Source organism: Janibacter cremeus (genome assembly GCF_029395675.1).
GTDB classification, from domain to species: Bacteria; Actinomycetota; Actinomycetes; order Actinomycetales; family Dermatophilaceae; genus Janibacter; species Janibacter cremeus_A.
In genome coordinates, this window is the sequence record NZ_CP115184.1 from 267,458 (window position 1) to 292,680 (window position 25,223).

At 72.5% G+C, this 25,223-nt stretch carries 25 protein-coding genes and 1 pseudogene; 20 read left to right on the top strand and 6 right to left on the bottom strand.

Translation table 11 applies throughout. From position 1 onward, the window contains the following. Nucleotides 1-188 precede the first annotated feature (188 nt). Nucleotides 189-389 (top strand): annotated as a pseudogene (locus O9K63_RS01210) (HU family DNA-binding protein); the annotation flags it as partial. Between the two features lie 56 nt (nucleotides 390-445). On the opposite strand, the gene O9K63_RS01215 reads toward O9K63_RS01210, so the two are convergent. Continuing rightward, nucleotides 446-994: a hypothetical protein gene (locus O9K63_RS01215; RefSeq protein ID WP_277242352.1), complete on the bottom strand. Its 549-nt coding sequence runs from the start codon at nucleotides 992-994 to the stop codon at nucleotides 446-448. Between the two features lie 91 nt (nucleotides 995-1,085). Further along, on the bottom strand, nucleotides 1,086-1,295 hold the full coding sequence (locus tag O9K63_RS01220) for a hypothetical protein (protein ID WP_277239977.1): 210 nt from the start codon (nucleotides 1,293-1,295) through the stop codon (nucleotides 1,086-1,088). Nucleotides 1,296-1,373: 78 nt separating this feature from the next. Here O9K63_RS01220 and O9K63_RS01225 point away from each other — a divergent pair, with 78 nt between their 5' ends. Both O9K63_RS01225 and O9K63_RS01230 read left to right on the top strand, forming a co-directional pair. Further along, nucleotides 1,374-2,129, top strand: coding sequence for a lysophospholipid acyltransferase family protein (locus O9K63_RS01225; RefSeq protein ID WP_277239978.1), 756 nt, complete (start codon nucleotides 1,374-1,376; stop codon nucleotides 2,127-2,129). After that, nucleotides 2,126-3,124 carry an NAD(P)H-dependent glycerol-3-phosphate dehydrogenase gene (locus O9K63_RS01230; protein ID WP_277239979.1) on the top strand — a complete coding sequence of 333 codons (999 nt, stop codon included), beginning with the start codon at nucleotides 2,126-2,128 and terminating at the stop codon, nucleotides 3,122-3,124. Before O9K63_RS01225 ends, O9K63_RS01230 begins: the two co-directional genes overlap by 4 nt. 40 nt (nucleotides 3,125-3,164) lie before the next feature. Here O9K63_RS01230 and O9K63_RS01235 read toward each other — a convergent pair whose 3' ends face one another. Further along, complete coding sequence (locus O9K63_RS01235; RefSeq protein ID WP_277239980.1) at nucleotides 3,165-4,286, bottom strand: trans-sulfuration enzyme family protein; 1,122 nt, start codon at nucleotides 4,284-4,286, stop codon at nucleotides 3,165-3,167. Between the two features lie 30 nt (nucleotides 4,287-4,316). On the opposite strand from O9K63_RS01235, the gene O9K63_RS01240 reads away from it, so the two are divergent. Then, nucleotides 4,317-5,444, top strand: coding sequence for a D-alanine--D-alanine ligase family protein (locus O9K63_RS01240; protein ID WP_277239981.1), 1,128 nt, complete (start codon nucleotides 4,317-4,319; stop codon nucleotides 5,442-5,444). A 43-nt stretch (nucleotides 5,445-5,487) separates the two neighbouring features. Here the strand turns inward: O9K63_RS01240 and O9K63_RS01245 are convergent, their stop codons facing one another. Then, on the bottom strand, nucleotides 5,488-5,955 hold the full coding sequence (locus O9K63_RS01245) for a DUF3515 family protein (protein WP_277239982.1): 468 nt from the start codon (nucleotides 5,953-5,955) through the stop codon (nucleotides 5,488-5,490). 55 nt (nucleotides 5,956-6,010) lie between these two features. Between O9K63_RS01245 and thiL the strand changes: the two genes are divergently transcribed. Beyond that, nucleotides 6,011-7,024: a thiamine-phosphate kinase gene (thiL, locus tag O9K63_RS01250; RefSeq protein ID WP_277239983.1), complete on the top strand. Its 1,014-nt coding sequence runs from the start codon at nucleotides 6,011-6,013 to the stop codon at nucleotides 7,022-7,024. A 92-nt stretch (nucleotides 7,025-7,116) separates the two neighbouring features. Here the strand turns inward: thiL and rpmB are convergent, their stop codons facing one another. Beyond that, nucleotides 7,117-7,311 carry a 50S ribosomal protein L28 gene (rpmB, locus tag O9K63_RS01255; protein ID WP_185990182.1) on the bottom strand — a complete coding sequence of 65 codons (195 nt, stop codon included), beginning with the start codon at nucleotides 7,309-7,311 and terminating at the stop codon, nucleotides 7,117-7,119. Between the two features lie 210 nt (nucleotides 7,312-7,521). On the opposite strand from rpmB, the gene O9K63_RS01260 reads away from it, so the two are divergent. The 9 genes from O9K63_RS01260 (at nucleotide 7,522) to mutM (ending at nucleotide 15,768) form a co-directional block, all read left to right on the top strand. After that, on the top strand, nucleotides 7,522-9,183 hold the full coding sequence (locus O9K63_RS01260; protein ID WP_277239984.1) for a DAK2 domain-containing protein: 1,662 nt from the start codon (nucleotides 7,522-7,524) through the stop codon (nucleotides 9,181-9,183). Continuing rightward, nucleotides 9,183-11,408 carry an ATP-dependent DNA helicase RecG gene (locus O9K63_RS01265; protein WP_277239985.1) on the top strand — a complete coding sequence of 742 codons (2,226 nt, stop codon included), beginning with the start codon at nucleotides 9,183-9,185 and terminating at the stop codon, nucleotides 11,406-11,408. The genes O9K63_RS01260 and O9K63_RS01265 overlap by 1 nt, the downstream gene beginning before the upstream one ends. 55 nt (nucleotides 11,409-11,463) lie before the next feature. Continuing rightward, nucleotides 11,464-12,039, top strand: coding sequence for a 16S rRNA (guanine(966)-N(2))-methyltransferase RsmD (gene rsmD / locus O9K63_RS01270; RefSeq protein WP_277239986.1), 576 nt, complete (start codon nucleotides 11,464-11,466; stop codon nucleotides 12,037-12,039). A gap of 27 nt (nucleotides 12,040-12,066) precedes the next feature. Next, on the top strand, nucleotides 12,067-12,624 hold the full coding sequence (locus O9K63_RS01275) for a hemerythrin domain-containing protein (RefSeq protein WP_277239987.1): 558 nt from the start codon (nucleotides 12,067-12,069) through the stop codon (nucleotides 12,622-12,624). 47 nt (nucleotides 12,625-12,671) lie between these two features. Next, nucleotides 12,672-13,166 carry a pantetheine-phosphate adenylyltransferase gene (gene coaD, locus O9K63_RS01280; RefSeq protein WP_277239988.1) on the top strand — a complete coding sequence of 165 codons (495 nt, stop codon included), beginning with the start codon at nucleotides 12,672-12,674 and terminating at the stop codon, nucleotides 13,164-13,166. Nucleotides 13,167-13,305: 139 nt separating this feature from the next. Next, on the top strand, nucleotides 13,306-13,902 hold the full coding sequence (locus tag O9K63_RS01285) for a YceD family protein (RefSeq protein ID WP_277239989.1): 597 nt from the start codon (nucleotides 13,306-13,308) through the stop codon (nucleotides 13,900-13,902). A 1-nt stretch (nucleotide 13,903) separates the two neighbouring features. Next, complete coding sequence (rpmF, locus tag O9K63_RS01290; protein WP_277239990.1) at nucleotides 13,904-14,098, top strand: 50S ribosomal protein L32; 195 nt, start codon at nucleotides 13,904-13,906, stop codon at nucleotides 14,096-14,098. Between the two features lie 13 nt (nucleotides 14,099-14,111). After that, the gene (rnc, locus tag O9K63_RS01295; protein WP_277239991.1) at nucleotides 14,112-14,897 is read left to right on the top strand and encodes a ribonuclease III; all 786 of its coding nucleotides are present in this window, start codon (nucleotides 14,112-14,114) and stop codon (nucleotides 14,895-14,897) included. A gap of 1 nt (nucleotide 14,898) precedes the next feature. After that, the gene (gene mutM, locus O9K63_RS01300; RefSeq protein WP_277239992.1) at nucleotides 14,899-15,768 is read left to right on the top strand and encodes a bifunctional DNA-formamidopyrimidine glycosylase/DNA-(apurinic or apyrimidinic site) lyase; all 870 of its coding nucleotides are present in this window, start codon (nucleotides 14,899-14,901) and stop codon (nucleotides 15,766-15,768) included. Nucleotides 15,769-15,776: 8 nt separating this feature from the next. On the opposite strand, the gene O9K63_RS01305 is transcribed toward mutM, so the two are convergent. Continuing rightward, nucleotides 15,777-17,738, bottom strand: a complete 1,962-nt coding sequence (locus O9K63_RS01305; protein WP_277239993.1) for an acyltransferase family protein — start codon at nucleotides 17,736-17,738, stop codon at nucleotides 15,777-15,779. A 70-nt stretch (nucleotides 17,739-17,808) separates the two neighbouring features. Between O9K63_RS01305 and O9K63_RS01310 the strand changes: the two genes are divergently transcribed. The 6 genes from O9K63_RS01310 to O9K63_RS01335 all read left to right on the top strand — a co-directional run bounded on the left by O9K63_RS01310 (nucleotide 17,809) and on the right by O9K63_RS01335 (nucleotide 25,219). Beyond that, the gene (locus tag O9K63_RS01310; RefSeq protein WP_277239994.1) at nucleotides 17,809-18,111 is read left to right on the top strand and encodes an acylphosphatase; all 303 of its coding nucleotides are present in this window, start codon (nucleotides 17,809-17,811) and stop codon (nucleotides 18,109-18,111) included. Between the two features lie 52 nt (nucleotides 18,112-18,163). Further along, complete coding sequence (locus O9K63_RS01315; protein ID WP_277239995.1) at nucleotides 18,164-18,469, top strand: chorismate mutase; 306 nt, start codon at nucleotides 18,164-18,166, stop codon at nucleotides 18,467-18,469. Continuing rightward, nucleotides 18,466-19,230, top strand: a complete 765-nt coding sequence (map, locus tag O9K63_RS01320; RefSeq protein WP_277239996.1) for a type I methionyl aminopeptidase — start codon at nucleotides 18,466-18,468, stop codon at nucleotides 19,228-19,230. The genes O9K63_RS01315 and map overlap by 4 nt, the downstream gene beginning before the upstream one ends. A 110-nt stretch (nucleotides 19,231-19,340) precedes the next feature. After that, nucleotides 19,341-22,934, top strand: coding sequence for a chromosome segregation protein SMC (gene smc / locus O9K63_RS01325; RefSeq protein ID WP_277239997.1), 3,594 nt, complete (start codon nucleotides 19,341-19,343; stop codon nucleotides 22,932-22,934). 66 nt (nucleotides 22,935-23,000) lie between these two features. Continuing rightward, nucleotides 23,001-23,237 (top strand): hypothetical protein, encoded by a 237-nt coding sequence (locus tag O9K63_RS01330; RefSeq protein WP_277239998.1) that lies wholly within the window; start codon nucleotides 23,001-23,003, stop codon nucleotides 23,235-23,237. Further along, nucleotides 23,234-25,219 (top strand): M13 family metallopeptidase, encoded by a 1,986-nt coding sequence (locus tag O9K63_RS01335; RefSeq protein WP_277239999.1) that lies wholly within the window; start codon nucleotides 23,234-23,236, stop codon nucleotides 25,217-25,219. The genes O9K63_RS01330 and O9K63_RS01335 overlap by 4 nt, the downstream gene beginning before the upstream one ends. The last annotated feature ends 4 nt before the right edge of the window (nucleotides 25,220-25,223 follow it).

The following is a 25,223-nucleotide window of genomic DNA, read 5'->3' on the forward strand; positions in this document are numbered from 1 at the left end:
CCGCCGGTCATGACGCCCTCGTGACCCGGGCACATGGTCACGAATGCGCTTGTGCGCCAAGAAAAACTGGTCACCCCGAAATGCTCCACCGGGAGCGCCACCACCCCTACCGTCGTGTACAGGTCGGGTGAACGACTCGGCTGTCCGAGCCGGGGACTGCCCGGCGCCGAACCGCTACGGGAGTGACCGTGAACAAGGCAGAACTCGTCAAGGCTCTCGAGGAGAGGTTGGGCAGCCGGAAGGCGGCCCAGGAAGCACTGGAGGTCGTGCTCGACACGATCGTCCGTGAGGTCGCCAAGGGGGGACGCGTCGCCATCACGGGTTTCGGCACCTTCGAGAAGGCGGCCCGCGCCGCTCGCACCGGCCGCAACCCGCGCACCGGTGAGGTCGTGAAGATCAAGAAGACCACCGTCCCGCGGTTCAAGGCCGGGACGAGCTTCAAGACCTACGTCGCCGATCCCAAGTCACTGCCGAAGGCCGCACCCGCCGCCGCGCGTGCCGCTGCCGGCACCGTCACCTCCGCTGCGGGAACCGCCCGGACCATCGCCGGTAGCGCGATGCCCGGTGGGAAGAAGGCCAAGAAGGCCGCGTCGGAGGGCTCGTCCACCGCCGCGAAGAAGACGGGGGCAAAGAAGTCCACCGCGAAGAAGTCCACCGCGACGAAGACCTCGGCTGCGAAGAAGTCCTCGCCCGCCAAGAAGACGGCCTCGACGTCCTCGGCGGCGAAGAAGTCCACGGCCTCGTCGGCCAAGAAGTCGACCCCCGCCAAGAAGTCCGGCTCGTCGTCCTCGACCGCGAAGAAGTCGACCCCGGCGAAGAAGAGCACGGCGTCGAAGTCGTCGTCGGCGAAGAAGTCGACCCCGGCGAAGAAGAGCACGGCCTCGAAGTCGTCGTCGGCCAAGAAGTCGACCCCGGCGAAGAAGAGCACCGCGTCGAAGTCCACGTCGAGCAGCTCGGACTCCGGCTCGGGCTCCAGCTGAGACCACGTCCTCACCGCACCGCGGTGGGACAGCGCCGAGGGGCCGCCACGGATCGCCGTGACGGCCCCTCGGCCGGTCCCACACCCCCTTCGCCCCGGGGGTCGCTCAGGTGATCGTCTCGTCGTCGCCGATCCCGACGATCCACAGCCGGGTGATGACACCGTCGGTCTCGGTGATGCTCACCCGCTGCCCGGGGCGCAGGAACCGCAGGCCGCTGGCCGCGACGACCTCGGGGGCGACGTCGTGGGAGAGACCGGCATCGGTGACCACGACGGCGCCGGTGTCGGGAGACTGGGAGAAGACCGTGGCTTGCACGGGTCCGAGGGTAGTCGTGTCATAGGCTGAACCCTCCACCCGAGGCGCCGACGGCGCCGCCCCGGACCGAGAGGTGACATGACCGCAAACCGCCTGCCGACACCGGTCATGTACCGGGTCGTCGCCGGCATCCTGCGCCCGGTCCTGCGGTCGCTGATGCGCTACGAGGTGAGCGGGCTGGAGCACCTCCCGCGCTCGGGCGGCTTCATCGTGGCGCCGAACCACGTCTCGCACATCGACCCCTTCCCGTGGGCGCACGTGCTGTACAACCAGGGTCGCCCGCCGGTCTTCCTCGCCAAGAGCAGCCTCTTCGAGGCCCCCGTCGTCCGGTCGGTCATGCGGCACACCAACCAGGTGCGGGTCGACCGCGAGACGGTGACCGCGGCCCGGTCGATCGGGCCCGCCGTCCGGGCGATCGAGGCGGGCGCGTGCGTCGCGGTCTACCCCGAGGGCTCGCTCACCCGCGACCCCGACCTGTGGCCCATGCGCGGCAAGACCGGTGCGGCACGCCTGGCGCTGCACGCCGGCTGCCCGGTCATCCCGATCGCCCAGTGGGGGCCGCAGGACCTGCTGGCCCCGTACGCCAGGAGGCCGACGCCGACGCGGCGACGGACCCTGGTGCGCATCCGCTTCGGCCCACCGGTCGAGCTGGCGGACCTACGCTCGGACCCGGTGACCCGCGAGGCGATCCGGACGGGCACCGACCGGATCATGCAGGCGCTCACCCACGAGCTGGAGCAGCTGCGCGGGGAGAAGGCCCCGGCCGAGCGCTTCGACCCCAAGGCCCACGGACTGCGGTCCACGGGTGACTACCGATCAGGAGGAGAGTCGTGAACCACATCGCCGTCTTTGGTGCCGGGAGCTGGGGGACCGCCTTCGCCGCGATCCTCGCCGACGCGGGGAACGACGTGCGCGTGTGGGGCCGACGCCCCGAGCTGGTCGAGCAGCTCAACCGGGGCGTCAACGAGGACTACGCGCCCGGGATCGAGCTCTCCTCGCGCATCTCCGCCTCGAGCGACCCCGCACACGTCGTCGACGGCGCCGAGATCGTCATCCTCTCGGTGCCCTCGCAGTCCCTGCGCGAGAACCTCACCGAGTGGGCCCCGCTCCTGACCGGGGACAAGATCATCGTCTCGCTGATGAAGGGGATCGAGCTCGGCACGACGAAGCGGATGAGCGAGGTCATCCACGAGGTGGCCGGGGTCCCGTTCGAGCGGATCGTCGCCGTGAGCGGCCCGAACCTCTCCCGCGAGATCATCCAGCGCCAGCCGGCCGCCACCGTCGTCGCGTGCCCGGACGAGCGCTCCGCCGACACCGTCGCCGCCGCGTGCTCGACGAGCTACTTCCGGCCCTACACCTCGCCCGACCTCGTCGGCGCGGAGATCGGGGGAGCGGTCAAGAACGTCATCGCGCTCGCCGTGGGCATGGCCTCCGGCCTGGGGATGGGCGACAACACCAAGGCGACGATCATCACCCGGGGGCTCGCCGAGACGACCCGCCTGGCCACGGCACTGGGTGCGGACCCGCGGACGATGTCCGGCCTCGCCGGCGTCGGCGACCTCATCGCCACGTGCATGTCGCCCCTGTCGCGCAACCACTCCTTCGGGGTCAAGCTCGGTCAGGGGCTGACGCTGGAGGAGGTCACCGCGCAGGCCAAGCAGACGGCGGAGGGCGTGAAGTCCTGCTCCTCGATCCTCGAGCTCGCCCACGGCAACGGCGTCGACGTGCCGATCATCGAGCAGGTCAACCGCGCGGTGCACGACGGCGTCCAGGTCACCGAGATCGGGCGCGAGCTGCTCGCCCGGGCCCGCAAGTCCGAGACGGACTGACCTCCGCCGGACCGGGGTGGCCCTCCCGCGGCCCCGTAACTCAGCCGAGCGCGTTCAGGGACTGCTCCAGGTCGCGCCACAGGTCGTCGACGTCCTCGACACCGACCGACAGCCGCACGAGGTTGACGGGGACGGCCTCGGGCTCGCCGGGCTGGCGCCGGCGGCGCTCGAGCTGCGACTCGACACCACCGAGGCTGGTCGAGTTGGACCAGATGCGCGTCCCGGCGGCGACGGCCTCGGCCTCCTCGACACCGTCGGTGGCGCCGACGACCTCGACGGACACGATCGCGCCCCACCCGGGGTAGCGCACCCGCGAGATCCGCGGGTGGTCGGCCAGCCGTCGGGCGAGCTCGGCGGCGTTGTCGCAGGCCCGTTCCAGGCGAAGGGAGAGGGTGCGCAGCCCGCGCAGGGCGAGCCAGGCCTCCATCGGACCGGCGATGGCCCCACCGAGCGTGCGGTGGCGTGCCAGCCGCGCCCGCAGACCGCGGCCCCGGTCGTCGTCGGCGGTGACCGTCAGGCCGAGGATCACGTCGGAGTGGCCGGAGAGGTACTTCGTCGCCGAGTGCACGACGACGTCGGCCCCGTCCTCGAGGGGACGCTGCAGCAGTGGGGTGGCGAAGGTGTTGTCCACGGCGACCAGCGCGCCGACCTCGTGCGCCGCCGCGGTGAGCCCCGCCAGGTCGGCGACGTCGAGAAGGGGGTTGGTCGGGGACTCCAGCCAGAGCAGGTCGGCGCCGGGCAGGGCCGCACGGACCCCCGCGGCGTCGGCGACGTCGACCCAGCGCACCTCGAGCCGTCCGGCCTCGGCCGCCTCGGTGAGCGAGACGACGACACCGTTGTACGCGGCGGCGGGGGCGACGACGACCCCGCCGACGGGGACGAGGGCGAGGACGGCCGCGACCGCGGCCATGCCCGAGGAGTAGAGGAGCGCCTCGCCCCCTTCGAGCCCGCCGACGGCCTCCTCGAAGGGGGTCCACGTCGGGTTGCCGACGCGCGCGTAGTTGATCGGCCCGTCGGCGACGTAGGTCGAGGTGAAGGTGACCGGGGGGTTGAGGGAGGCACCCGGCTCGCGCGGCGGGCGGCCTGCTGCGACGACCTGCGTCCGTGGGGACAGCTCGCTGGCGTGGGCGGGGGCGGGGGAGCTCGGGCGCTGGTCGGTCATGGCCGAAGGTTAGAGGTTAGTCTTCCGTCGATGAGCAGCCATCCGAATCGCAAGCCTCGCGTCGCCGTCGTCTTCGGTGGTCGGTCCTCGGAGCACGCCGTCTCGTGTGCCACCGCAGCCGGGGTGCTGCGGGCGATCGACCGCGACGCCTACGACGTCGTGCCCGTCGGCATCACCCGTGACGGTGCCTGGGTGCTGGCGCCCGACGACCCCGACCGGCTGGCGCTCACGGCCACGCAGACCCCGCAGGTGGAGGACACCGGCACCGCGGTCATCCTCCCCACGCGCGTCGGCGAGAGCGCGCTGAGCGTGCACCGCACCGGAGAGGCGCTCGAGACCCTCGGCGAGGTCGACGTCGTCTTCCCGGTGCTGCACGGTCCCTACGGCGAGGACGGCACCCTCCAGGGGATGCTCGAGCTCACCGACGTGCGGTACGTCGGCTCCGGGGTGCTCGCCTCCGCCGCCGGCATGGACAAGCACTACATGAAGGTCGTCTTCGCCGGTGCCGGGCTCCCCGTGGGCCCGTACACCGTGATCACCGACCGGGAGTGGCGCCGCGACAAGGCTGCCGCGATGGACGCCGTCTCGGCGCTGAACTTCCCGGTCTTCGTCAAGCCCTGCCGCGCCGGCTCGTCGATGGGCGTGGCCAAGGTCGACCACCCCGACCAGCTCGAGGGGGCGATCGAGGCCGCGCGCGAGCACGACCTGAAGGTCATCGTCGAGCAGGGCATCACCGGCCGCGAGATCGAGTGCTCCGTGCTGGAGGGACGGGGGCTCGACGCCCCGCGGACCTCCCTGCCCGGTGAGATCGTCGTCGAGTCCGGCCACGGCCACGACTTCTACGACTTCGAGGCCAAGTACCTCGACGACGCCTCCGTGCGCCTGTCCTGCCCGGCGGACCTGTCGGAGGCCGTGGCCACGGAGGTGCGTCGTCTCGCGGCGGCGGCCTTCGAGGCGCTGGCGTGCGAGGGGCCGGCCCGGGTCGACTGCTTCGTCACCGACCGGGGCAAGGTCCTGATCAACGAGATCAACACGATGCCCGGCTTCACCCCGACCTCGATGTACCCGCGGATGTGGCAGGAGAGTGGCCTGTCCTACCCACAGCTCGTCGACGAACTCATCCAGCTCGCCCTCGAGCGTCCCGTCGGCCTGCGCTAGGGGTCAGCTGCAGGAGCCTAAGCAGTTGCGCAGGTCGGACCCGTCAGCTGCAGGAGTAGTCGTTCGTCGGCAGCTGCTCCGCGGCCTCGGAGAACGCCGGGAGCAGGAGCGGGGCCGGCCCGTGCTCGTCGGGGACGAGGACCTCGATCGCCGGCTCCCGCCCGAAGGTGGTCAGCCTCGTCCCGTCACCGAGGTCCTCCGCGACCCAGTCGATGCCGTCGACGACGATGCACTGGTTCTCCGTCGGTCCGAGGGCGGGCATCCCGCACCGGGCGATGACGGCGGGGTCCGCCCAGGCGATGACGGTCGGGTCGCTCGGCTCGGTCTCCGTGGGTGCCTCGCCGAGGATCTCCGCGGGCCAGCGCTCGCTGGCGGCGGCGCACGCCGGCGTTTCCGCCTGCACGGGGATCGCGACCTCCACGGGCCCGGCGCAGGCGCCCAGGGCCACCACGACGAGCAGTCCGGGGGCGACCGGGAGGGCGCGCGCGCGACGGCGGGGGGAAGAAGGCACGGCCGGGAGGCTACCGTGCCCTCCTGACCCCCTTCGCCCACCCGAGGAGAGACGGATGACCCCGGCCCGCCTGCAGGACGTCTCCGAGGAGGAGCTGCTGCGCCGCCTCTTCCCGCTCTTCGGTGGGACCTCCGGGTCCGCGGAGGTGCTCGTCGGTCCCGGGGACGATGCCGCGGTGGTCGCCGCGCCGTCCGGATCGGTGGTGCTGACCACCGACTCCATGGTCCGCGGACGCGACTGGCACGACGACTGGTCCTCGCCGATGGACGTCGGACACAAGGTCGTCGCCCAGAACATCGCCGACATCGCCGCCATGGGTGCGGTGCCGACCGGGCTGCTCGTGGCCCTCGCCGCCGACCCGGCCACGGAGGTCGAGTGGGCGATCGCCCTCGCCGAGGGCATCGCCCGGGCCGCCCGTGAGGCCGGCGCCCCCGTGATCGGGGGAGACCTGTCCTCCGCGGGCGAAGGGAGCATCGTCGTGGGCATCACCGCCGTCGGTGATCTCCGGGGAGGTCGCGTGGTGGGCCGTGACGGTGCCGGCGCAGGGGACGTCGTCGCGGTCCGCGGGAGCCTGGGACGCTCGGGTGGGGGACTGCAGCTGCTCCTGGCCGGTCGCGGCCGCACGCACCGCGACGCGCCCCTCGGCGACGTCGACGACCCGCTGGCGCGGGCGGTCGAGGTGCTGTGCCGGGTCCACCGCCGCACCGAGGACGTCCCGTGGCGCGCGGGACCCGAGGCCTCCGCCGCCGGCGCGACCGCGATGATCGACCTCTCCGACGGCCTCGTCCGCGACCTGGGGCGGGTCGCGCGGGCCAGCGGGGTGCGCATCGAGCTCGACGAACGTGCTCTGGCCGCCTTCGCCACGGGGCCACTCACCCTGGCCCTCGGCGCCGAGGAGGCGATGCGTCAGGTGCTCTCCGGAGGGGAGGAGCACTCGCTCGCCGCGACCTTCCCGCACGAGGTCCCCGACGGCTGGGAGGTCGTCGGGGTGTGCGCGGAGGGCGCTGGCGAGGTCGTCGTGGACGGCGAGGTTCCCCCGGTCAGCGGCTGGGACCACTTCTCCGGGTGAGCACGAAGGGGGTGGCTCACCCCCTTCGTGCGGGTGCAGGCACGAAAAAGCCGCCGCCCCGGACGGGCGGCGGCGTCTTCGTCGTCAGCAGGTCAGCGCTGGACCTTGCCGGCCTTGAGGCACGAAGTGCAGACATTGAGACGCTTCGGGGTCGCACCGGCGTCGCCCACCTTGGCCCGAACCCGCTGGATGTTCGGGTTCCAGCGACGCTTGGTGCGGCGGTGCGAGTGCGAGATGGAGTGTCCGAAGGACGGTCCCTTGCCGCAGACGTCGCAGTTGGCAGCCACGGGTATCTCCTGTGTTCGTCAGTAACGTGAGTGATGCGCTCCGGCGCTCCACCACGAAGGGGGAGATGGTGCCGGGCAACCGGTACAGCGTAGCGGAGCGCGGCCCCCGGGGCCAAAACGGCCCGGCTGCGGTCCGCTGCAACGGCGCGGGAGCGCGACGAGCGGGGCGTCGTCCACCGTGCTGTCGCCCCCCTCGGATACCGTGACGACGTGCTGGAGGTCATGGACGCCGAGTCGGTGCGGCGATGGGTCGTCGTGACCCGGGCTGCGCTCGCCGCGCGCCGCGCCGAGATCGACGCGCTCAACGTCTACCCGGTTCCCGACGGGGACACCGGGACCAACATGTACCTCACCCTCGACCAGGCACTGCACGCCACCCGCACGGAGCAGGAGCGACTCGGGGAGGAGGGCCCGCCGCGCCTCGACGTCGAGGTCGCCGCGATGTCCCGGGCGGCCCTGATGTCCGCCCGGGGCAACTCCGGGGTGATCCTCAGCCAGCTCGTGCGCGGGGTGAGCGACGTCGTCGCGGGCGAGCACCTGACCGTCGTGGACACCCCGGCCGTGGCCCGGTCCATCGCCCAGGGCGCCCGTCGGGCGCGCGAGAGCGTCGTGCGTCCGCAGGAGGGCACGATCCTCACCGTCGCCGACGCGACGGCAGCGGCTGCCGAGCAGGTCGCCCGCGAGGGCGGGAGCCTGGGCGAGCTGACGGTCGCCGCCGTCACCGCCGCCCGCGAGGCGCTGGCCCGCACGCCCGAGCAGCTGCAGGTCCTCGCCGACGCCGGGGTCGTCGACGCCGGCGGTGCGGGGTACCTGCTCTTCATCGAGGCACTCGACCGGGTCGTGCACGACAAGGGACCGGCGCGGCACTTCGCCGTCGACGACTTCATCCTCAACACCACGCTGGAGCGGCGTGCCGACTGGTCGCACGACGGTGGCGACCGGGCGCCCGCGGCCGGGTACGACCACGACGGTCACGACGGGCCCGCGTACGAGGTGATGTACCTGCTGCGCGAGGTCCCGGAGGACGGTGTCGTCGCCCTGCGCCGGGAGCTCGACGGGCTCGGGGACTGCGTCGTCGTCTCCAGCGCCGAGGACCTCACGCACGTGCACGTGCACACCGACGACATCGGTGGCGCCCTCCAGGTCGGGCTGGCCCACGGCGCTCCCGACCGTGTGGTCGTCACCCCCCTGGAGACGACGGCCGGCACGCCGCAGCTCGGGGTCTCGCTCGTGGCCTGCGCGGCCGGGCCCGGGATCGCCGAGGTGATCACGCAGGCCGGGGCGGTCGCCGTGTCCTCCGGGCCGGGGCACCGGGCATCCGCGGGGGAGCTCCTGGCAGCCGTGCGCGAGGGCGGCACCGAGGAGGTCATCCTCCTGCCCAACGACCGGGACACGCGGATGGCGGCCGACGTCGCCGCCCGGGCCGCCGCGCAGGAGGGCCGGACCGTCCACGTCATCGGCTCGACCACCGCGGTCCAGGGGCTGGCCGCCCTCGCGGTCTTCGACCCGGGGCTGACCGTCACGCAGAACGTCCTGGCGATGACCCACACGGCTGCCGCGACCCGCCACGGGGGCGTGACGGTCGCGGTGAAGTCCGGTCTGACCAGCGGTGGTGCGTGCGAGATCGGCGACGTCCTCGGTGTCGTCGCCGGTGACATCACGATCGTCGGGACCGACATGGACGAGGTCGCCCGCGAGGTCCTGGACACCATCACCGGCACCGGGGCGGAGCTGGTCACGGTCCTCGTCGGCGAGGACGCCCCGGAGGGGCTCGTCGAGCGCCTCACCGCGCGGGTGGAGTCCCAGCGCGTGGAGGTCGAGGTCATCGACGGGGGCCAGCCGCACTACCCGCTGCTCTTCGGGGTGGAGTAGTGGCGGGGGAGGACACCCGGCTCAAGGGCCTCATCGGGGGACAGGCCGCGGGCAAGCTGGCCAAGCACCGGGGCATCGAGACCGTCGGCCAGCTCCTCGACTTCTGGCCCCGCCGCTACCGCACCGCCGAGGCCGACCTCGGCCAGCCGCGCATCGGCGACTTCCTCGTCGCGGTCGCCCGCGTCGAGTCGGCGCAGACCCGCTCGATGAAGTCCCGCCGCGGGCGCATGCTCGAGGCCACGATCACCGACGGGCGCTCCCGGATGCGGGTGACCTTCTTCGATGCCCGTGGCCACGAGCGCAAGCTCGTCGCCGGGCAGGAGTTCCTCTTCGCCGGCTCGGTCACCGAGTACCGCGGCGTCCGGCAGCTGGCCCACCCCGGCTACGCCACGCTCGAGGAGGCCGCCGCCCTGGGCGAGCTCGGCGACGTCGACCACCGGGGCCTCATCCCGATCTACCGGCACGTCCCCGGGGTGCACCCGTGGACGATCACCCGCTGCGTCCGCCTCGTCCTGGGCCAGCTCGACGAGGTCACCGATGCGATCCCCGAGCCGGTCCGCAGCCGCCGCGACCTGCTCGACCGGGCCGCCGCCCTTCGCGCCGTGCACGCACCGCGGACCCACGACGACGTCGACGCCGGCCGCCGCCGACTGCGCTACGAGGAGGCCCTCGTCCTGCAGTGCCTGCTCGGGCAGCGACGCGTCGCCGCCTCCCGGGTCGCGACCGAGGGCCGGCAGCAGCGGGAGGGTGGCCTGCTCAGTGCCTTCGACGAGCGCCTGCCCTTCGAGCTGACCGAGGGCCAGCGGCGGGTCAGCGGCGAGATCCTCGACGAGCTGGCTCGTCCGACACCGATGCACCGACTGCTGCAGGGCGAGGTCGGCTCCGGCAAGACGGTGGTCGCGCTGCGCGCGATGCTCGCCGCCGTCGATGCCGGCGGCCAGGCCGTCCTCCTCGCGCCGACCGAGGTCCTCGCCGCCCAGCACGAGGCCTCCATCCGCCGGATGCTCGGCGACCTGGCCGAAGGGGGGATGCTCGGTGGCGACGAGCACGCCACCCGCGTCGCACTGCTCACCGGGTCGATGTCGACCGCCCGGCGCCGCGAGGCGCTGCTCGAGATCGCCTCCGGTGACGCCGGCATCGTCGTCGGCACCCACGCCCTGCTCGAGGACAGGGTCAGCTTCCGTGACCTGGCCCTCGTCGTCGTCGACGAGCAGCACCGCTTCGGCGTCGAGCAGCGGGACGCCCTGCGGGCCAAGGGCACCACCCCGCCGCACCTGCTCGTGATGACCGCGACGCCGATCCCGCGGACCGTCGCGATGACCGTCTTCGGTGACATGGAGACGTCGACCCTGCGCGAGCTGCCCCGGGGCCGCGCACCGATCACCACGCACCTCGTGCCCACCGGGAGACCGGACTGGGTCGACCGCACCTGGCAGCGGGTCGCCGAGGAGGTCGCTGCCGGCCGCCAGGCGTACGTCGTCTGCCCACGCATCGGTGACGACGACGGCGAGGGGGATCTCGAGGAGGGCCTCGACCTCGTCGCCGAGGAGGGCGTCGTCGACGACGAGCAGGACGACGGGGAGCGGGTCGAGGACGGCGGGGCGCACGAGCGCCCCCTCGCCGGCGTCGTCGGGACCATCGACGTCCTGCGCGAGCACCCGGCGCTGCAGGGGCTGCGGATCGAGATGCTGCACGGCCGGATGACCCCGGAGGACAAGGACGCCGTCATGGCGCGCTACACCGCCGGGGAGATCGACGTGCTCGTCTCCACCACGGTCATCGAGGTCGGTGTCGACGTCCCCAACGCCTCGACGATGGTCATCCTCGACGCCGACCGCTTCGGTGTCTCCCAGCTGCACCAGCTGCGCGGCCGCGTCGGCCGCGGCGGCGATCCCGGCATCTGCCTGCTCATGACCGCCACCGAGACGGAGTCGGCGCTCGAGCGCCTCGAGGCCGTCGCGGGGACCACCGACGGCTTCGAGCTGGCGCGCCTCGACCTGACCCAGCGTCGTGAGGGTGACGTCCTCGGCTCGGCGCAGCACGGGGCCCGCACGCACCTGCAGCACCTGTCCGTGCTGCGCGACGAGGACCTCATCGAGGCCGCACGCGAGGACGCCGGGGAGCTGCTCACCGAGGACCCGGACCTGGGTGCCCACCCGGCGCTGCGCGACCGGATCGCCGACTGGCTCGACGCGGAGCGGGCGGCCTACCTCGAGAAGGGGTGAGACCCCCTTCGTCCCGGTTGCGCCCCCTGCGTACGGATGCCGCATGATGGATCGCGTGACTCGGATCATCAGCGGCGAGGCCGGCGGACGGCGACTGCGCACCCCCGGTGGGGACCGCACGCGGCCCACCAGCGACCGCGTGCGCGAAGCGCTCTTCTCCGCGCTGGAGGCACGCGACGCCATCGACGGCGCCCACGTGATGGACCTCTACGCCGGTTCCGGCGCGCTCGGGCTCGAGGCGGCCAGCCGCGGTGCCGCCAGCGTGCTGCTCGTCGAGTCCGACCGCGGCGCCTCGGCCACGATCCGCGCCAACATCTCCGACCTCGGCGTCGCCGGCGCCCGGCTGCAGTCGGGCACCGTGGAGCGGGCCCTGGACCGTCCCGCCTCGCTGCGCTACGACATCGTCCTCGCCGACCCGCCCTACGACGTCACCGAGGAGTCCCTCGCGGCGGTCCTCGAGATGCTGCTGGCCCACCAGTGGCTCGCGCAGGAGCCGATCATCGTCGTCGAGCGCTCCTCGCGCTCGCCCGAGCCGACATGGCCCGACGGGATCATCTCGCAGGGGTCGAAGTCCTACGGCGAGACCGTCCTGTGGTTCGCCACCCAGGTAGAGCCCGACTACCAGATTTGAGCGCTGCGGACAGGGTAGAAAAGCCCCATGAGCACCTACACGATCCCGCAACCCACGTCCGGTGACATCACCGACCTCATCGCCGATGATCACCGCCTCCTCGAGGACCTGATGCGCGACATGCGCGACAGCGAGGCCGACCGTGAGGCAGCGCGCGCCGCGTTCTCCGACCTGCTCGTCGCGCACAGCGAGGCGGAGGAGCACGAGGTCTACCCCCACCTGAAGTCGAAGAAGGTCATCGACGGCGAGGAGCAGGAGCACGGCGACAAGGAGCACGCCGCGACCAACGAGGCGCTGCTGTCGTTGCTGCGGGTCGAGGACAGCCGGTCGCAGGAGTTCGAGGAGGCCCTCGAGGAGGTCGCCGAGGTCCTCAACCACCACATCGGGGAGGAGGAGCTGAGCATCCTCAACCCGGCCAAGGAGGACGCCTCGCAGGAGCTGCGCGAGTCGCTGGCCGAGGCGTGGACGAGCAAGCGCAACTCGCTGCTGGACTCCGGCTGCGGGACGCGGGAGTCGGTGGAGAAGATCGTCAAGAAGGCCTACGACGACGGACTCCTGCCCAACGACGAGCAGCCGGAGGGCTGACGGGGTCGGACCGGGCGCGGGAGCCGGTCTCTGGCACGATCGCTGGCATGACCTCCACGACCCGTCGCGCCGTCTGCCCCGGCTCCTACGACCCCGTGACCGTCGGTCACATCGACGTCTTCCGCCGCGCCTCGGCGCTCTTCGACGAGGTCGTGGTCGCGATCCTGCACAACCCGGCGAAGCAGGGGGCCTTCACCGTCGACGAGCGGGCGGCCTTCATCCACCACCAGGTCGACGACCTGGGCAACGTGCGGGTCGAGGCCTTCGCCAACCGGCTGATCGTCGACGTCTGTGCCGAGCTCGAGGCCGGGGTGCTGCTGAAGGGCCTGCGCGGGGAGACCGACTTCTCCTACGAGTGGCCGATGGCGCTGATGAACCGTCACCTCACCGGCGTCGAGACGCTCTTCCTGCCCGGCGACCCGCGCCACGAGCACGTCTCCTCCTCGCTGGTCAAGGAGGTCGCGCGCTTCGGCGGCGACGTCACCGGCCTCGTCACCGACGAGGTGCGCGACGCCCTCCGGGAGCGCCTGCCGCGGCCCTGAGCCCGTCCCGTGGTGGCTGAGGTGCGACGGAGGAGCCTCGAAGCCCCGCGAGTTTGGGGCGAAGGGGGTCACCCCGGTACTCTGGGACGTCGGTCTGCGTCGTCCAAGTCGCGGGCCGATTCTGACGGAGACTGGAGTCATGGAACGCAACGCCCTCACCTCGCCCCTGGTGCTCGACACCAAGGATGTCGGTCGTCGACCGGGTGCGATGCACGAAGTGGACCTCGAGGTCGGCGCGCCGGCCGACTTCGGCACGGACGTCCTTGCCGTTCCGCAGGACCAGCCCATGGACCTGCAGGTACGCATGGAGTCGGTGCACGAGGGCGTGCTGGTGACCGGGACGGTCTCCGCCACTGCCAGCGGTGCCTGCGTGCGGTGCCTGGACGAGATCGACCACCCGGTCGATGCCTCGTTCCAGGAGCTGTTCGTCTGGCCCGACCGGGCGAAGCACCACCGCGAGGTGGATGCCGAGTCCGACCAGGATGAGGAGCACCTCATCGAGGACGAGATGATCGACCTCGAGCCGGTGCTCCGGGACGCAGTGCTTCCGAGCCTGCCGTTCCAGCCGGTGTGCCGGGACGACTGCCCGGGTCTGTGCTCCGAGTGCGGGGCACGGCTCGAGGACGACCCGGAGCACCATCACGAGCAGATCGACCCCCGGTGGGCGGCACTCGAGGCGCTGGCGCCTCTGGCCTCCGACACGGGGCCTACGGACAACGAAGAGAAGAGGAACTGACGTGGCCGTCCCGAAGCGGAAGATGTCGCGCTCGAACACCCGTAGCCGCCGTGCGAACTGGAAGGCGACGCCGGTTGCGCTGTCGACCTGCCCCCAGTGCAAGTCCCCGGCGCCGGCCCACCAGGCCTGCCCGAGCTGCGGCACCTACAAGGGTCGCTACTACGCGACCGCGGACCGTACCGAGCACCAGGCCTGAGCGTCCTGTCGCAGTGGGCGACAGGAACTCACGACCGCAGCAGCGGCCCGTCGAGGAGCTCTCCCGATACCTCACAGAGGTCACCGGGGAGCCCGTCGACGAGCCGCTGCTCACGCGTGCGCTGACGCACCGTTCGTACTCCTACGAGCACGGTGGGCTGCCCCACAACGAGCGCCTGGAGTTCCTCGGCGACTCGGTGCTGGGGCTCGTGGTCACCGACCACCTGCACACCACGCACACCGACGTCACCGAGGGTGACCTGGCCAAGCTGCGCGCCGCGGTCGTCAACATGCGGGCCCTGGCCACCGTGGCGCGCGCCATCGACCTGGGCTCCTTCATCCACCTCGGCCGGGGCGAGATCAGCACCGGTGGGCGGGACAAGAACTCCATCCTCGCCGACACCGTCGAGGCGGTGATCGGGGCCGTCTACCTCTCGACGCCCCAGCCGCGGGGGCTCGACGCCGCCGCCAAGCTCGTCCACGAGCTGCTCGACTCCGTGATGACCTCGTCGGCGAAGCTCGGCGCCGGTCTGGACTGGAAGACCTCCCTGCAGGAGGTCGCGGCCGGCCAGGGACGCGGTGCGCCGAGCTACCGCACCAGCGACGAGGGCCCGGACCACGACAAGACCTTCACCGCCGAGGCGGTCATCGACGAGGAGGTCTTCGGCACCGGTGTCGGTGGGACGAAGAAGGACGCCGAGCAGCAGGCCGCGGAGCGCGCCTACGCGACGCTGACCGCTCAGACCGTCCGGGGGGCGGAGCCCCTCGAGTCGCCGGCGACGGACGCCGCCACCGGCTGACGTGCCCGAGCTGCCCGAGGTCGAGGTCGTCCGCCGTGGTCTCGCCGGCCACGTGGCCGGACGCACCGTCGCCGACGCCGAGATCCGTGGTCACCGCGTCGCCCGCCGCCACGTCGCGGGCCCCCAAGACCTCGCCGACCGCCTGCGCGGCCGGGTGCTCACCGGGGCCCACCGCCGCGGCAAGTACCTCTGGCTCGCCCTGGCGGACCGGGAGGCGGTGCCCGACGAGGCGCTGATCGTCCACCTCGGGATGAGCGGCCAGATGCTCGTCGCCGGGCCCGGGACACCGGAGCCGAAGCACACCCACGCGCGCCTGGCGTTCACCGACGGCGGTGACGAGCTGCGCTTCGTCGACCAGCGCACGTTCGGTGGCTTCGCCCTCGCCGACCTCGTCGACGGGGTTCCCACGAGCATCGCCCACATCGCCCTCGACCCCTTCGACCCGGACTACGACCGGTCCGCGGTCATCGCGGACATCAAGCGTCGCCGCAGCGGGATCAAGCGGGTCCTGCTCAACCAGACCGTCGTCTCCGGCATCGGCAACATCTACGCCGACGAGGCATTGTGGCGCGCGGGCATCCACGGCGAGCGCCTGGCCAGCTCCCTGACCGGACCGGTCATCGGGCGGCTGCTCGACCACGCGAAGGACGTCATGTCCGATGCGCTCGAGCAGGGCGGCACGAGCTTCGACGCGCTGTACGTCAACGTCAACGGCGCCTCGGGGTACTTCGACCGCTCGCTGTCCGCCTACGGGCAGGAGGGCCGGCCGTGCCCCCGGTGCGGCACGACGATGCGCCGGGAGCAGTTCATGAATCGCAGCTCCACCAGCTGCCCGCGCTGCCAGGTCCGGCCGCGGAGGATCCCCGGCTGATCCGTGCCTCAGGGGCGGGGGAGGTCCTTGAGCGTGACCTCCTTGCCGGTGTGCTGCTCGGACAGGTCCGCGAAGGCCTGCCGGATGGTCGCGGCGTAGGTGTGCGCCCCGCCGAGCGAGGGGTGGATGCCGTCGGACTGCAGGTCCTCGGCCTCGACGGCCGAGTCCCAGTCCGCGATCGCGACATTGGGGTGCTCGTCGGCGATCTCCTCCAGGGCCGCGTTGTCCCCGCCGATGCGCGAGAGGCGGTCGGCGTGCAGGTTGACCAGGACGACCATCCGCTTCTCACCGATCTCGGCCAGGATCTCCTCCACGGTCTCCGGGTCGGTCCCGGCGTTCGTGCCGAAGGCGAGGACCACCGCCCGGCGGAGTGAGTCGTCCGCCGCGGCGACGGCGGACAGGCCGTCGGCCCACTGGCGGTTGGACTTGGCATCGATCCGCACGCCGGGGAAGTAGTACTCCAGGGCAGGAACGGCGCCGACCACCATGGAGTCGCCGAAGATCACCATCTCCTGGCCCGTGGGCATGGTGAAGTCCTTGCGGCGCTCCTTCGAGTCGCTCGGTGAGTCCTCCTGCGTGTCGGCCCCGCCGCTCGCCGCAGACGCCGGGGTGCTCGCGCCGGCCGTGGCGGGGGAGTCCTTCGTCTGCTGGGCGATCCGGGCCTGGTTGTCCTCGATCATCTGCTGGGTGCGGCTGATCTCGGGCGCGGTGAGGACCACGAAGGCAAGTGCCGCAGCCAGGAGGACCACGGTGCCGGTGACGACCCGGCGGCCACCGAGGGAGAAGGAGCGCACCGAGGTCGCGACGTGCCGCAGGCTCCCGCGGAAGCCCAGGCGTCGCACCGGGGTCTCGACGAAGCGGAAGGACAGGTCGGCCAGGGCGAGGGTGACCAGGACCGCCCAGATCCGCGTCCAGACGAACTCTTCCGTCCCGGCGTTGGTGGGGATGTCCTGACCGACGATGAGGATGACCGGCCAGTGCCAGAGGTAGATGCCGTAGGAGCGCCGGCCGACCCAGACCAGGGGGGCCAGGTCCAGGACGGAGCGAAGGGGGCCGGGCCGCTCGACGGCGGCGAGCAGCAGCAGGGCGGTCGCGACCGAGACCAGCGGGATGCCCAGGCGGAACGTCCAGGCGCTGCCCTCGCCGGCCAGCACCAGCAGGGCGGCGATCGTGACGAGCGAGCCCCCGACCAGCCAGCTGCGGCGCTCCCGCCAGATCGCCGTGGTGGTCCAGGCGCGGGTCGGCCCGGTCCACGCGATCGCCAGCGCGGCCCCGAGCATCAGCCCGAAGAGGTGGGTGTCGGTGCCGTAGTAGGCCCGAGTGGGGTTGGCCGGGTCGTACGTCACGGCCATCATGACCGCCGAGGCCACGCCGACACCGAGGACGAGCGCGGCGAGCGCGCCCTCCGTCACGGCGAGATACCTGTGCAGGGCGAGCAGGACGAGCGTCACCAGCGGCCAGAAGAGGTAGAACTGCTCCTCGACCGCCAGGCTCCAGAAGTTCATGAACAGCTGCGGCGAGGTCGCGGCGAAGTAGTTGCTGCCGTGGGCGATCTCGAGCCAGTTGGTCGAGAAGGTCAGGGCGCCGAGGGCCTGTCGGCGGATGCCGACGAGCAGGTCGGTCTCGACGGTGCGGGCGATGAGGATCGCGACCGGCACGACGACGACGAGCGCCGGCAGCAGCCGTCGGGCGCGCCGGGTCCAGAAGCCGATGAGGTCGACCCGGCCGGTGCTGCGCTTCTCCCGCACGAGCAGCGTCGTGATGAGGAAGCCGGAGATGACGAAGAAGATGTCGACGCCGAGGAACCCACCGGGCAACCAGTCGGGGTCGAGGTGGAAGACGATGACGGCCGCGATCGCGAGCGCACGCAGGCCGTCCAGACCGGCCAGGTGGCCGCGCGGGGTCCGCGTCGGTGCGGCGGACGCGGACGACGCCACCCTGGCGTCGTCGATGGTGGAGGTGGGAGCCACGTGTCCGACGCTAGGCACTGACTGCGCCCGGGTGGGGGAGGCGCACCGGTCAGAGCGGTAGTTTCGCCCCATGAGTTCCGAGCAGACAGGGACCGTTCGCTCCACGTGGTTCGTCCGCGGTCGCGTGCAAGGAGTCGGCTTCCGGTGGTGGACCCGGGCGCGTGCGCTCGAGATCGGGCTCGTCGGCCATGCCCGCAACATGGACGACGGCCGCGTCGAGGTCGTCGCCGAGGGGACGCCCGAGGAGCTCGACCGGCTCGACGCGCTGCTGCGCGAGGAGCCCTCCGGGACGGCGCGGCCGGGGCGGGTCACCGCCGTCGGCCGGGTCGACCAGGATGCTCGGGGCGACATCCTCGGCTTCGTGGAGAAGTGAGGGCCCCCGGCCGGGCGAGTTCTCTGCGTGAGCGTGGCTTAGCCTTGGCCGGGTGAGTGAGACGCATCCCGATCTGCTGCAGCTGCGGCAGTCCATCGACAACATCGACGCCGCGCTGATCCACCTGCTCGCCGAGCGGTTCAAGGCTACCCAGAGCGTCGGTGAGCTCAAGGCCCGCATTCGGATGCCTCCGGCGGACCCGGCACGTGAGGAGCGCCAGATCACCCGGCTGAGGGACCTCGCCGACGAGTCCGGCCTCGACCCGGTCTTCGCGGAGAAGTTCCTCAACTTCGTCATCGCCGAGGTCATCCACCACCACGAGCGGATCGCCGGCGAGACCACGGGGACCGAGTCATGATCGAGCTGAAGACCCCCGAGGAGATCGAGGCGATGCGGCCCGCGGGTCGGCTCGTGCGCTCCGTGCTCGACGCGCTCGTCGAGGCCGCGGAGGTGGGGACGAACCTCCTCGAGCTCGATGCGCTCGCCCACGACATGATCCGTCGCGCCGGTGGGGTGTCCTGCTACATCGACTACCACCCCTCCTTCGGGGCGATGCCCTTCGGCAAGGTGCTGTGCACCTCGGTCAACGACGCGGTGCTGCACGGCCTGCCGCACGACTACCGCCTGCGCGACGGGGACCTGCTGTCCGTCGACTTCGCCGTCGAGGTCGACGGCTGGGTCGGCGACGCCGCGCGCTCCTTCGTCATCGGCACGCCCGACCCGCAGGACCTGCGTCTCATCGACACCACGGAGCGCGCCCTGGCGGCGGCCATCGACATCGCCCGCCCCGGCAGGAAGCTCGGGGACCTGGGCGCGGCGATCTCCGAGGTCGCCCGCGGCGAGGGCTACACCGTCAACACCCAGTTCGGCGGGCACGGCGTCGGCCGCACGATGCACGGCGACCCGCACGTGCCCAACGCCGGCCGTCCGGGTCGCGGGATGCCCCTCCGACCGGGCCTCGTCATCGCGATCGAGCCGTGGTTCATGGCCGGCACCGACGAGATCCGGACCGACCCCGACGGCTGGACCCTGCGCAGCAAGGACGGCTCGCGCGGCGCCCACAGCGAGCACACGATCGCCATCACCGACGGCGACCCCGTCATCCTCACCGCCGGCTGACCCGGGCCCGTTCCGCGACCGGGGGCGGGCTGACGCAAGGGCTCGAGTCGACGCTCGGGAAGTAGAGTGACCGGGATCGTCGTCCCCCGTCTGCCCGAGGAGTCCCGCTCGTGTACGTCAAGAGCCTCACCCTCAAGGGCTTCAAGTCGTTCGCCTCGTCGACGCACCTGCGCCTCGAGCCGGGCATCACGTGCATCGTCGGCCCCAACGGCTCGGGCAAGTCCAACGTCGTCGACGCGCTCGCGTGGGTGATGGGGGAGCAGGGGGCGAAGTCCCTGCGCGGCGGCAAGATGGAGGACGTCATCTTCGCCGGCACCACCGGTCGCGCGGCACTCGGCCGCGCCGAGGTGACGATGACGATCGACAACACCGACGGGGCGCTGCCGATCGACTACTCCGAGGTGACGATCAGCCGCACGATGTTCCGCAACGGCGGGTCGGAGTACGCCATCAACGGCACCTCCTGCCGACTGCTCGACATCCAGGAGCTGCTCTCCGACTCCGGCATCGGGCGGGAGATGCACGTCATCGTCGGGCAGGGCCAGCTCGACGCCGTCCTGCGGGCGACGGCCGAGGACCGCCGCGGCTTCATCGAGGAGGCCGCAGGCGTCCTCAAGCACCGCAAGCGCAAGGAGAAGGCGCTGCGCAAGCTCGACGGGATGGAGGCCAACCTCTCCCGGGTCGCCGACCTCACCTCCGAGATCCGCCGCCAGCTCGGCCCCCTCGGCCGCCAGGCGGAGACCGCGCGCAAGGCCGCCGTCATCCAGGCCGACGCCCGCGACGCGCGCCACCGTCTCCTGGCCGACGACCTCGTGCGGATGACCTCCGCCCTCGAGCAGGAGGTCGCCGACGAGGAGGCCATGCTCGCCCGTCGCAAGACCCTCGAGGAGGCCGTCGCCGCGGTCCGCGACCGGATCACCGCCCACGAGGAGGCCGGGGCCGCCGCCACCGCGCAGCTCGCCGCCGCCCGGGACCGGGCCGTGCGCCTGGCCTCCCTCACCGACAAGCTCACCGCGACCGCGGAGCTGGCTGCCGAGCGGGTCCGCCTGCTCGGGCAGGACGAGGAGGTCGAGACCACGAGTGGCCGCGACCCCGAGGCGCTCCGGGCGCAGGCCGCCCGGGCCCGCGAGGACGAGGACGCCCTGCGCGCCGAGATCGCGGAGGCCACCGACCAGCTCGCCGAGACCGTCGCCGCCCGGGAGGCCGCGGAGAAGGCCTTCGCCGAGGAGCAGCGGCGCATCACCGCCCTCGCGCAGCGCGCCGCGGACCGGCGGGAGGGCCTGGCCCGCCTCGCGGGGCAGGTGGGCGCCCGTCGCTCCCGGATCGAGGCAGCCGAGGCCGAGGTCGGCCGGCTCCGGGAGAGCGTGTCCACCGCACTGGCCCGAGCCGACGAGGCCGAGCGCGAGTTCACCCGGCTCGAGAGCACGATCGCCGACGAGGAGGGCAGCGAGGAGGGACTCGACGACGCCTACGAGAAGGCCGCCGGAGCCCTCGACGAGGCCGCCGCGCAGGTCGAGAAGATCACCGAGGCGGGACGCACCGCCGAGCGCGACCGCCAGTCGGCCCAGGCCCGGCTGGAGGCCCTCGAGCTCAGCCTGCGCCGCAAGGACGGCGTCGAGGCGCTGAAGGAGGCCTCCGCCGACGAGCACGAGATCCTCGGCTCCGTCGCCGAGCTCGTCGCGGTCAGCGGTGGCCACGAGGCCGCCGTCGCCGCGGCCCTCGACCAGGCCGGCAACGCCCTGGCCGTCGGCAGCGTCGACGCCGCCGCCCGCGCCGTCGAGCGGCTGCGCTCCGAGGACTCCGGCCGCGCGCACCTCGTCGTCGGCGCCACCGCCCGCCCGCGCGGTCGCGACGGGTGGCCGTCCCTCCCTTCGCACGCGGTCTGGGCGCTCGACGTGGTCACCGCGCCCACCGAGGTGCGACCCGCCGTCGAGCAGGTCCTCGAGCGGGTGGCCATCGTCCCGGACACCCCGGACGCCCTCGCGCTGCTCTCGGAGACCGGCGACCTCACGGTCGTCACCGGGGACGGCGACGTCTACGGCCCCGGCTTCGTCCGCGGCGGGTCCAGCGCCGCCCCGAGCCTGCTCGAGCTGCAGGCCGCCGTCGACGAGACCCGCGCCGTGCTCGAGGACGCCACCCGCCGCAGCGAGGAGTCGACCTTCGCCCTGACACGGGCCAGGGAGACCCTCGCCGAGCGCGCCGAGGCGCGCGATGCCGCGATGGAGGCGCTCCACGAGTCGGACGCGCGGATGGCCGCCGTCGCCGAGCAGCTCGGGGCGCTGGGGACGACCGCCCGCACCGCCCGGGCCGAGGCGGAGCGCACCCAGTCCTCCATCGCGCAGGCGACGGACGCGCTCGAGTCCGACCGGGCCGAGCTGGCCGAGCTCGAGCAGCGCCTCGAGGACGCCTCCGCGGAGCCCGCCGAGGACGAGGGCGACGACGCCACGGACGACCGCGACCGCCTCGAGCTCGAGGCGGCCTCGGCCCGCACCGCCGAGACCGAGGTGCGGCTCGCCCTGCGCACCAAGGAGGAGCGGGCCCGCTCGCTGCACGGCCGCGCCGAGTCGCTCGAGGGGGCGGCGCGCAACGAGATCGCCGCCCGGGAGCGACTTCGGGAGCGAAGGGAGCGGCGCCGCCGGGAGGCCGAGGTCGCCGCTGCCGTCGAGACCGCCGCGCGCTGGTCCGCCGGACGCATCGCCGCCGCGGCCGAGACGGCCGGCCGAGAGCGCGACGCGGGCGAGTCGGCGCGTGCCGAGCGCGACGAGGCCCTGCGGGGTCTGCGCACGGAGCTGACCGAGCAGCAGGACGCGCTGCGCGAGCTGACCGACGAGGTGCACCGTGACGAGGTCGCCCGGGCACAGCAGGTCGCCAGGATCGAGCAGCTGCAGACGCGGGCCGTCGAGGAGCTGGGTGTCGACCCGGACGTCCTCATGGAGGAGTTCGGCCCGCACCAGCTCGTGCCGCACGTGCCGGGACCCGACGAGGACCCCGAGTCCGCGGATTTCCCGCCACCGCAGCCCTACGAGCGCGCCGTCCAGGAGAAGCGCCTGCGCGCGGCCGAGCGGGGACTGAAGTCGCTGGGCAAGGTCAACCCGCTCGCGCTGGAGGAGTTCGCGGCGCTCGAGGAGCGGCACACCTTCCTCACCACGCAGCTGGAGGACCTGCGCCGCTCCAAGCAGGACCTGCTCGACATCGTCTCCGAGATCGACGAGCGGGTGGAGCAGGTCTTCGCCGAGGCCTTCGCCGACACGGCCGAGCAGTTCCGGGGCGTCTTCTCCCGGCTCTTCCCGGGGGGAGAGGGCAAGCTCGTCCTCACCGACCCCGGCAACATGCTCACCACGGGCATCGAGGTCGAGGCCCGCCCGCCCGGCAAGAAGGTCAAGCGGTTGTCGCTGCTCTCCGGCGGCGAGCGCTCGCTCGTCGCCGTCGCGCTGCTCGTGGCCATCTTCAAGGCCCGGCCCTCGCCCTTCTACATCATGGACGAGGTCGAGGCCGCCCTCGACGACACCAACCTCGGCCGACTGATCATGCTCTTCGAGGAGCTGCGCGACTCCAGTCAGCTGATCGTCATCACCCACCAGAAGAAGACGATGGAGGTGGCCGACGCGCTCTACGGCGTCTCGATGCGCGGCGACGGCATCACCACCGTCGTCAGCCAGCGGCTGCGGGACGTCGCGCCCGAGGGCGAGCAGCAACCCGCCTGAGGTCACGGCCGCGTCCCAGCGGCCTGTCGAGTTGAGTGGCGGCGGCCGGGAGGAGACTATTGCCCTATGACCGCCGTAATCGTGGGGCTGCTGATCTGCCTCGTCCTCTCCGCCGTGGTGATGGCCCTCGTCGCGATCCCCGCCCGTCGCGACGGGCGCGAGATCCTGACCGCCCGCGGGGAGCGCGTGGTGGTCAAGGTCCGCGAGCGGACGGACAACGCCTCCACCCGCGCCTCCGAGGCCGTCGCCCAGGCCACCCCGACGCGACGGTCGACCCCGCCGAGCAACCGAAAGGCCTCATGACCGACACCCACGCCGCCACCGCACCCGTGGGTTTCCGCGGCCCCGTGGACCCGGGGGTGCGTCCGCAGGACGACCTCTTCGGCCACGTCAACAACCACTGGCTGAAGACCGTCGAGATCCCCGCGGACCGTGGACGCTACGGCGTCTTCGACGTCCTGCGCGAGCGCGCCGAGGACGATGTGCGAGCCCTCATCGAGGAGGTCGGTGCCGACCCCGACAGCCCGAGCGACTCGATCGCGGGCAAGGTCGGGGCCCTCTACCGGTCCTTCCTCGACGAGGAGCGCGCCGACGAGCTCGGCGCCCGCCCGTTGGCCGAGCTGCTCGCCGCCGTGGACGAGGTCGCCTCCGTGGCCGATCTCGTCACGCTCACCGGTCGGCTGGCCCGGGACGGCGTCAGCGGTTTCGTCCAGCCCTTCGTCAACACCGACGACAGGGACTCCTCCCGCTACGTCGTCTACCTGGAGCAGGGCGGCCTCGGGCTGCCCGACGAGTCGTACTACCGCGAGTCCCAGCACGAGGCGACGGTCACCGCCTACCGCGGGCACGTCGCGCGACTGCTCGCCCTGGCGAGCGACATGGACGAGGCCGCCGCGACGGACGCCGCCGAGCGGGTCGTCGACCTGGAGACCCGGCTGGCCGAGGATCACTGGGACCGGGTCGCCAACCGTGACCCGATCCGCACCTACACCCTCATGACCGCCGACGAGCTCGCCGGCCTCACCCCCCAGGTCGACTGGGCCGGGTGGGCCGCGGCGCTCGGGGCGGCCACCCCCTTCGCCGAGGTCGTCGTGCGTCAGCCCGACTACCTGCGCGGGTTGTCCTCCTTGCTCGCCTCGGTCGACCTGGCGACGTGGCGCGACTGGCTGCGCCTGCGCATCGTGCAGTCGCTGGCCGCCTACCTCGACAGCCGCATCGTGGAGGAGGAGTTCGACTTCGTCGGCCGCACCCTCTCCGGCATCCCCGAGCAGCGGGCCCGCTGGAAGCGCGGCGTCTCGCTCGTCGACGCCTCCCTCGGCGAGGCTGTCGGCAAGCTCTACGTCGAGCGGCACTTCCCGCCGGCCGCCCGTGAGCGGATGGTCGCGCTCGTCGACAACCTCGTCGAGGCCTTCCGCCGCTCCTTCGCCACGTCGACGTGGATGGGGGAGGAGACCAAGCAGGAGGCCCTGCGCAAGCTCGAGGCCTTCACCCCGAAGATCGGCCACCCCGTCCGGTGGCGCGACTACTCCGCCCTCGAGATCGTCGAGGGCGACCTCGTCGGCAACGTGCGCCGGGTCGCCGCCTTCGAGGTCGACCGCGCCCTGGCCAAGCTCGGTGGGCCGGTCGACCGGGACGAGTGGTTCCTCACCCCGCAGACCGTCAACGCCTACTACAACCCCGGTCTGAACGAGATCGTCTTCCCCGCCGCCATCCTCCAGCCGCCCTTCTTCGACGCCGAGGGCGACGACGCGGACAACTACGGCGGCATCGGTGCGGTCATCGGCCACGAGATCGGGCACGGCTTCGACGACGCCGGCTCGACCTTCGACGGGCAGGGCAACCTGCGCGACTGGTGGACCGAGTCCGACCGCGAGGCCTTCGAGGAGCGGCGCGATGCCCTCATCGAGCAGTTCGACGCCTACGAGACGCGCCACGCGCCGGGCCACACCATCAACGGCGCCCTGACGGTCGGGGAGAACATCGGCGACATCGGTGGTCTGGCCATCGGCCACGCCGCCTACCGGATCGCCGTGGGCGAGCGGGCCTCGCAGACCGACGACTCCGGGCTGACCGGGGACCAGCGGTTCTTCCACAACTGGGCCCGGGTCTGGTGTGGTGACGCCCGGACCGAGGAGGCGATCCGGCTGCTGTCGATCGACCCGCACAGTCCCCAGGACGTGCGCGGCAACGCCGTGCGCAACATCGACGCCTTCCACGAGGCCTTCGGCACCCGCGAGGGTGACGGGATGTGGCTCGACCCGGCAGAGCGCGTCAGCCTCTTCTGACGCC